This is a genomic window from Candidatus Woesearchaeota archaeon (assembly GCA_020854775.1).
In the GTDB taxonomy this organism is placed as follows: domain Archaea; phylum Nanobdellota; class Nanobdellia; order Woesearchaeales; family 21-14-0-10-32-9; genus 21-14-0-10-32-9.
In genome coordinates this window covers 256,949-264,338 of the sequence record JAHKLZ010000005.1, presented here as the reverse complement: position 1 = coordinate 264,338, position 7,390 = coordinate 256,949, and the positions used below count along the sequence as shown (strand labels likewise).

The window sequence follows — 7,390 nt, the reverse complement described above, 5'->3', positions numbered from 1 at the left end:
TACTTCGTTTGATATTTGTTTGTATGATGATTTTAGAAGAGTTGTTAATAGTAGGAATGATCAGATTTTTATTCCTAGTAATACGAGTGAGGAGTGGAGTGCTTTTTTGAGTGAGACACCTAGTGGTGTTGCTCTTAATAGTATTAGTTGTTGTGTTGATGATCATTGTGATTCTGTTATTTCTGATTTTAATGCATGTAGTGGTTCTCAGAAGTGTAAGACTGAAACATTTTATGGTTGTTCTAATGGTGAGTGTGTTGCTTCTGGTTTTGAATTAGTGAGTTGTGAGTCTTGTGGTACTAATACTACTTCTGGTTATAATTATTGTAATGCGGATGGTAAGCGTTGTAAGACGCATACTACTTGGAGTTGTTCTGAAGGCGCATGTAGTAGTTCTGTATCTTATGTTGATTGTGTGAGTTGTGTTTGTGATTCCCCTGTTTGTTCTAATGGTGTCTGTGTTGGTTGTGGTGCTCTAGTTTGTTATAATGATGCGTGTTGTTCTGTTACTGATTGGGTTAACACTGATGAATATAAGTGTTCATCAGAAGGGGTAAGACAAAGAAAACAAACGAGGACTGAGGGTTGTGGTGGCGTAACTACTAGGTGGATAGATTATCCTTGTTCACTTAAAGAACAAGTTTGTGTAGATGAAGGTGTGTGTTGCACTCCTTCATCATGGATTAACACTGATGAATATAGATGTTCATCAGGTGTAAGACAAAGAAAACAAACAAGAACAGAAAGTTGTGGGGGAGATACGGAGCAATGGGTTAATGATCTTTGTGCGGCGGGACAATCATGCATAAATGAAGGTGAATGTTGCACTCGTCTTACTTGCAATTCCCCACTTGCATCATTAGAAGCAGCTAATAACGGGTATAATTGCGGTCACTTCCTAAGTGATGGCTGCGGTGGCACATTAAATTGTAATGATATGTGCGGTGCTAACAAAGTTTGTACTCCTGGAAAGTTAGGCGATGATTGTTCTCAAGGAAAATTGTATAATTGTGAAGTATTAGCAAATAAAGGACACTGCGTACAAGACACAGGGTGTAATCCTGTAATACATGTAGAAGGATACAAATCCTGGGGTAGAATATTTTGTATTAATAATTTAGTTCATGAAACAGTTTCATCAGCATGTTTTGCTAGTGCTTTTTCAGTAGATGGAGGAGACGTTTATTATAGAGATAATGTTTGTTTCGTAGGAATAAGTGTTCAATTATCTTGTTCACACTCAATTTATCAAACATCTGAATATTATCAAATAAGTGATGGAAAAACATGGGGATTAGCATATTCAGGCAAACCATATCCTAACGAATTTAGCGCAAGCCAATGCCCAACAGGAGGAACTGGCGGAGGAGGAGGATCAGGCCCTTGCCCAATAGAAGATCCTGATTGTGGTTATGATCATGATGAATATACGCAACAATAAAATTTACCAATTCTTTTTTATTTCTTCTTTGAATTCTTTGAATCTTTTTTGCTTAATAGCATTTTTTGCATCTTCAATTAATCTTTGTAAGAAGTACTGATTATGAATACTTTTAAGTCTGTGAGCTGCAGGCTCATTAATCTTAGTAAGATGATGAATATACGCCTTGGTATAATGATTACAAGTATGACACGCACAACCAAGTTCTATAGGAGTAAAATCCTCTGCGTACTTACCTTTATCTAAATAAATCTTACCTTTGCGAGTAAAAATTGAGCTGTGACGCGCGTTCTGAGTAGGATAAATACTATCAAAACAATCAACACCTAAACTAATCATTTCTATTAAATCAACAAGGCTACCAAGACCCATAACGTATTTAATCTTATCTTTAGAAATATGAGGCAAACTAGCTTTAACAGCTAAATACATATCTTCTAACGGCTCACCAATAGCTACACCTCCTATGGCTACGCCATCAAAATCTAAACCATTAATGAACTTAGCACTCTCAGCTCTTAAATCAGGAAAAAAATTACCTTGACTAATACCAAACAATAACTGCCTAGAACCATCTTTAACATTATTCTCAGATCTAAGCTTCTTATGATGCTCCAAACTCTCAACACCCCAACGATGAGTATTAATCATAGCTTGCTTAGCTTCATCATAAGACACACCATAACCAGACATATCATCAAGCATCATAGCCACGTCAGAATCAATATCCCACTGAATACGCATAATACTTTCAGGAGTTAAAATAACGCGTTTATTATCATAAGGACTACGAAAATGCAACCCTCTCTTACTCTTAAGCTCAAAAAAACTACTACTACTCTGAAAACCACCACAATCAGTAAACACCAAGCCCTTAAAATTCATGAATTTATGAATACCGCTAGCTTTCTTAATAATATCAGTACCAGGTCTGAAACTGAGAAGTAAACTATTACAAATAACACCTCTAGCACCCAAATCAGAACCAAGACAAGAATAATCATCAGTAGTAATAAACTTACCAGTAGCCTTAGTAACAACAGGCATAAAAAAAGGAGTCTCAATATCTCCACTCTTCGTCTTCAAAACACCAACTCGGGCATCTCCATCCTCGTGAGTAATAACGAACATTTTTGAAAGAAAAGAACAAACATTTATAAACTTTTTAACACCAACAAACATAAAATGATACGAAAAACACAAATAAGCACAACGGACAAATACACTTATGCTAGTTTTACGACTCACAAATTTAATAATAATTGAACCTAATTCTAGGGTGACTTTAAACGAGTTGCTCTCAAAAAAAAATATTAACAAAATTTAAAAAAAACATAAAGATATAACTAAACGGAGGATAAAAAATGAAATACTTATCAATAAAACAAGCAATGAAACAAGAACAAGGAGAAATAAAAATCAGAGGCTGGATACACAGAGAGCGAGGTTCAAATAAACTAAAATTCCTAGTTCTAAGAGACTCAACAGACATAATACAATGCGTAATAGAAAAAGAATCAATAGGAGAACAAAAATTTGAAGAAGCAAAAAAACTACAAGTAGAAGCATCAATGCAAATAACAGGCACAATAAAAAAAGATGAAAGAGCACCAACAGGTTACGAAATAAGCGTTTCAGACTTCGAAGTAGTAGGAACTTCAGACATGTTCCCAATAACAAAGGATCAAAGCAAAGAATTCTTAGCAGATAATAGACACTTATGGTTGAGAAGCAGAAAAATGACTGCTATACTAAAAATAAGAAGCACAATATTTGGAGCGATACACGAATATTTCAGAGAACAAAGCTTCTATGAATACCAGTCACCCACGTTTCAATCAGTACAATGCGAAGGAGGATCAAGCCTTTTCCACGTGGATTACTTCGGAAAAAAAGGAGTTTTCTTAGCACAAACATGGCAACTATACGCAGAACCAGCAATTTTTTCACTAGAAAAAATATACACGTTAGCACCGTCATTCAGAGCAGAAAATTCTAAGACATCAAGACACCTAACGGAGTACTGGCACGCAGAAATGGAAATGGCTTGGGCGAGCTTCAAAGACATACAAGATCATGGAGAAGGACTAATAAAAAAAGTAATGACTAGGGTATTAGAAAAACACGAAGAAGAACTAAAAATACTAGGAAGAGACATAAAGAAACTAGAACCTACAATTAAAAAAGAATTTCCAAGAATGACATATGATGAAGCACTAAAAATATTAAGAGAAAAATTTGATATGAAAATAGAATGGGGAAAAGATCTAAGAACAATCGAAGAAGACAAACTAAGTTCTTTGTACGATACGCCTATATTAGTAACGCATTACCCAAAAAAAGTCAAAGCATTCTACATGAAAGAAGCACCAGAAAATCCTGACGTAGTACACGGAGTAGACTTCATAGGGCCAGAAGGATACGGGGAGCTAATAGGTGGCAGTGAAAGAGAATCATCCTTAGAACAAATAGAACAAAGACTAAAAGAAGAAGGAGAAGACATTTCACAATACACATTTTACTTAGACACAAGAAAATATGGAAGCGTCCCACACGGAGGATTCGGACTAGGAGTAGAACGCCTAATATCGTGGATATGCGGATTAGACACAATAAAAGACGCAATACCATTCCCTAGAACAGCACTAAGATGGACTCCATAAAACTTTTTTTCATTTTTTTTTAACAACATATATAAAAATCAAAATATTTCTAAGAAACAATGAGATTCGTACACGTAGCAGATGCACACATAGGAAGCTGGAGAGACCCAAAACTAAAAGAAATAAGTGTGCAAGCATTCAAAGAATCAATAGACTTCGCAATACAAAAAAAAGCAGACTTCTATTTAATAGCAGGAGACTTATTCAATACAGCACTACCTTCAATTGATCACGTAAAAGAAGTAGTTAAACAACTAAAAAAACTAAGAAATCAAAACATAAGAGTTTATTTCATAGCAGGAAGTCATGATTATTCTCCTTCAGGAAAAACAATGCTAGACGTAATAGAAGAAGCAGACCTAGGAATAAACGTGATGAAAGGAACAATAACAGAAAACAAACTAAACCTTAAATTCACAACCGATAAAGAAACCAACACAAAACTAACAGGGATAAACGGATTAAAAGGAATGCTAGATCGTCATAATTATGAAACAATGAACAAAGAAGAACTAGAACAAGAAACAGGATTCAAGATTTTCTTGTTTCACACATCATTAGACGAATTAAAACCAAAACACCTAGAACAAATGACTTCTTATTCAACTAATCTCTTACCAAAAGGATTTGACTATTACGCAGGAGGACACATACACATAACAGAAAACAAAACAATTCCAGGATACAAAAACATGGTATACCCAGGACCCTTATTTCCTGCTAATTTCTCAGAACTAGAAAAACTAAAAACAGGATCATTCTACTATTATGAAGACGGAGAAATAACAAAGATAGAAGTAAAAACAAAAGAAACAATCACAACAGAATTTGACGCAAACAATAAAACAACGGAAGAAATAAAAAAAGAAATAGAACAAAGATTCGCATTCGAAGACGTAAAAAACAAAATAATACTAATAAGAATCATAGGACAATTAAAAGACGGCAAGCCACAAGACCTAGATATAACAAACACAATAAAAAAACTACTAGAAAAACAAGCATACTACGTAATGAAAAGCACAACGAAACTCTTAGGACCAGACACATACGAAGAACAAAACCACAAAGAAAACACAGAAGAAGAAATAATCACAGAATACCTAAACCAAGTACCTAACAATTTCAAAGACGAAAAAAACACAATACTAGAATTAATAAAAACATTATCACAAGAAAAAAACGAAGCAGAAAAAACAACTGATTACGAACACAGAATAAAACACGACGCAGAACAAATCATAAATAAAAACATCAAAGATTTCTAAGCCTAGAATAAACATCTTCCAAGTACTTATCATCAGTAATAATATTATTAACAGAATCAGCTAAAGAATTCATCTTACTATACAAATAACTAGTCATTTCCTTTAACTCAGAAACAGCGGGTCGCTCATTAATCAAATCAAGCAACTCATCAATAATCTGACTCATAGTATCAATCCTAGAAAACTTATCCTTCAAATAAAAATCATCATTCAACAAAATATAATCTTTATTCTTAAGTTCAATCTCAAGAATACGTTGAACATCAAGACGCAAAGAATCAATCTTAGACTTCATATTAATCAAAGAATTTTCAAACTCAGCAAGCTTAGCATCCTTAAAAGAAACCTTACCCGAATCCAAATAATTCTTTAACTCATCAAGAATCTTCTCAGTCTTAACAATCAAACTAAAAACCTCCTTATTAATTAAAACACTATTCTTCTCAATAGAATACAACTCGGATTCTTTCTTAAATAACTCTTTTAAAAACTTCATCATTTAACCTTCCCTCTTCAGAAAATCCTCCAAAACACCAATAAGAGAAGAAATAATATCATCATCAACTTTCTCACCATTCATCAACAAAGACTTAACCTCCAAAGCCCTAAGAACCTTTTCTTTATCACCAAAACCATGCTTAGAATCCAACTCAAAAATAGCCTCTTCAACACTAACAGGACTAAAACCAAAAGACTCCCTATACAAAGAAACAACATCTTCCTCCAATAATTCAATTAAACTAAAAAAAGAAGAAAAATCATTATTACTTCTAACCCCGACACTCTGATCGTCTTGAACAATGAATTCATCAGCATCATTTACAACATCAGAAGAATCAACTAAATCATCATCTTCCACAACATCCAACGCATCAGACTCAACCAAATCATCACTAAAAGAACCACCAGGAACAGAAACACCCAAATCAGACAAAACCCCAACATTATCAGAAATAATACTTTTACCAACATCATCAACTTTATCAGCAACATCACTAGAAACACAATCATCAATTAAAAACAAATAAGGAATACCTTGTCTAACAACAAAAACCACTCTAACAAAATTATTAAGTAAAGAAAAAACGCGCTTAGCCAAACGCGCACAATCAGAAATAACTTGCTTAGAAGCCTTATTATCAGAACCTTCCTTACCAAGACGCTTCTTCAACAAAACACCAGAATCATCCTGATGAAGAATACTAAAATTCTGATGATTCAATTCATGATTAACAAACTCCAAATGATTAAAAGATAAAACATACAAATCCTTAACAATACCAACAGAAACCTCAGGCAAACCCTTATAAGCACTAACCAACAAATGCTTCTCATCAGAAGAACCCTCAACCTCAACAGTGAAATCAGAAGAAACAAACTTCTCAACAACAACACCACAAGAAAAATTAAATAAACCTTTCCTTAAAGACTCAACGCCTTGCTTCTTAAAAAACAAAAACCAACAACTCTTCAAAGCATTAACAACATTATCAAAACCCTTAATATTAAGAAAAACCTCTTTAAAACCACAATCACTACCAGAACTAAGAAACAAATTAACCCTAGGCTCAAAAGACCTCAAAATATTATCAGCATCACTAACAGAAACACTCAAAGCATCATAAGACTCTTTAATATCTAACAAAACAGAATCAGGCAAAACAGAACCAGAAAACAAGTTTTTAACCTCAGACCAAAAATAATCCTCAGGCAAACCGGTATTCAACAAATCAAAAACTTTTTTCTGTAAAGAATTAACGTCAAAAAACTCTCTTAAACTATTACCAGTAACCACAAAAAACAAACAAGTATTCAAACTCTTACGAGAAGCCTCAGCCAAAAACAAAGCCCTTTTACCAACAAGACTAACCTCGGATTCATGAATACTTGAATAAGTTAAAGTATAAACCAATCATTCACCTCTAATAACAAACAATAAACTATTACTCCCAAGGTATTTAAAACTTACGAAAAAAAAAACAAAAACATTAAAATCTAAGAACGAAACAAAATCTCTT

6 protein-coding genes are annotated in these 7,390 nt (G+C 33.7%); 3 read left to right on the top strand and 3 right to left on the bottom strand.

What is annotated here, in order from left to right:
* The coding region (locus tag KO361_02020) for a hypothetical protein (protein ID MCC7574342.1) at positions 1-1,441 on the top strand (1,441 nt) is incomplete at its 5' end.
* 3 nt (positions 1,442-1,444) lie between these two features.
* Here KO361_02020 and tgt read toward each other — a convergent pair.
* A complete protein-coding gene (tgt, locus tag KO361_02015; GenBank protein MCC7574341.1) occupies positions 1,445-2,572 on the bottom strand; it encodes a tRNA guanosine(34) transglycosylase Tgt in 1,128 nt (375 codons plus the stop codon).
* 233 nt (positions 2,573-2,805) lie between these two features.
* On the opposite strand from tgt, the gene asnS reads away from it, so the two are divergent.
* Both asnS and KO361_02005 read left to right on the top strand, forming a co-directional pair.
* Positions 2,806-4,104 (top strand): asparagine--tRNA ligase, encoded by a 1,299-nt coding sequence (gene asnS, locus KO361_02010; GenBank protein MCC7574340.1) that lies wholly within the window; start codon positions 2,806-2,808, stop codon positions 4,102-4,104.
* Positions 4,105-4,163: 59 nt separating this feature from the next.
* Positions 4,164-5,372 carry an exonuclease SbcCD subunit D gene (locus KO361_02005; protein ID MCC7574339.1) on the top strand — a complete coding sequence of 403 codons (1,209 nt, stop codon included), beginning with the start codon at positions 4,164-4,166 and terminating at the stop codon, positions 5,370-5,372.
* Here KO361_02005 and KO361_02000 read toward each other — a convergent pair.
* Together KO361_02000 and KO361_01995 are read right to left on the bottom strand one after the other, a co-directional pair.
* On the bottom strand, positions 5,359-5,868 hold the full coding sequence (locus KO361_02000) for a hypothetical protein (protein MCC7574338.1): 510 nt from the start codon (positions 5,866-5,868) through the stop codon (positions 5,359-5,361). The two genes, KO361_02005 and KO361_02000, sit on opposite strands and share 14 nt — an antisense overlap.
* A gap of 3 nt (positions 5,869-5,871) precedes the next feature.
* Positions 5,872-7,284 (bottom strand): PEP/pyruvate-binding domain-containing protein, encoded by a 1,413-nt coding sequence (locus KO361_01995; GenBank protein MCC7574337.1) that lies wholly within the window; start codon positions 7,282-7,284, stop codon positions 5,872-5,874.
* Between the last annotated feature and the right edge of the window lie 106 nt (positions 7,285-7,390).

What these genes read in the sequence shown, in the direction of transcription:
- tgt (MCC7574341.1), bottom strand. Translation starts at nt 2,572, where the DNA reads ATGTTCGTTATTACTCACGAGGATGGAGATGCCCGAGTTGGTGTTTTG.
- asnS (MCC7574340.1), top strand. Translation starts at nt 2,806, where the DNA reads ATGAAATACTTATCAATAAAACAAGCAATGAAACAAGAACAAGGAGAA.
- KO361_02005 (MCC7574339.1), top strand. Translation starts at nt 4,164, where the DNA reads ATGAGATTCGTACACGTAGCAGATGCACACATAGGAAGCTGGAGAGAC.
- KO361_02000 (MCC7574338.1), bottom strand. Translation starts at nt 5,868, where the DNA reads ATGAAGTTTTTAAAAGAGTTATTTAAGAAAGAATCCGAGTTGTATTCT.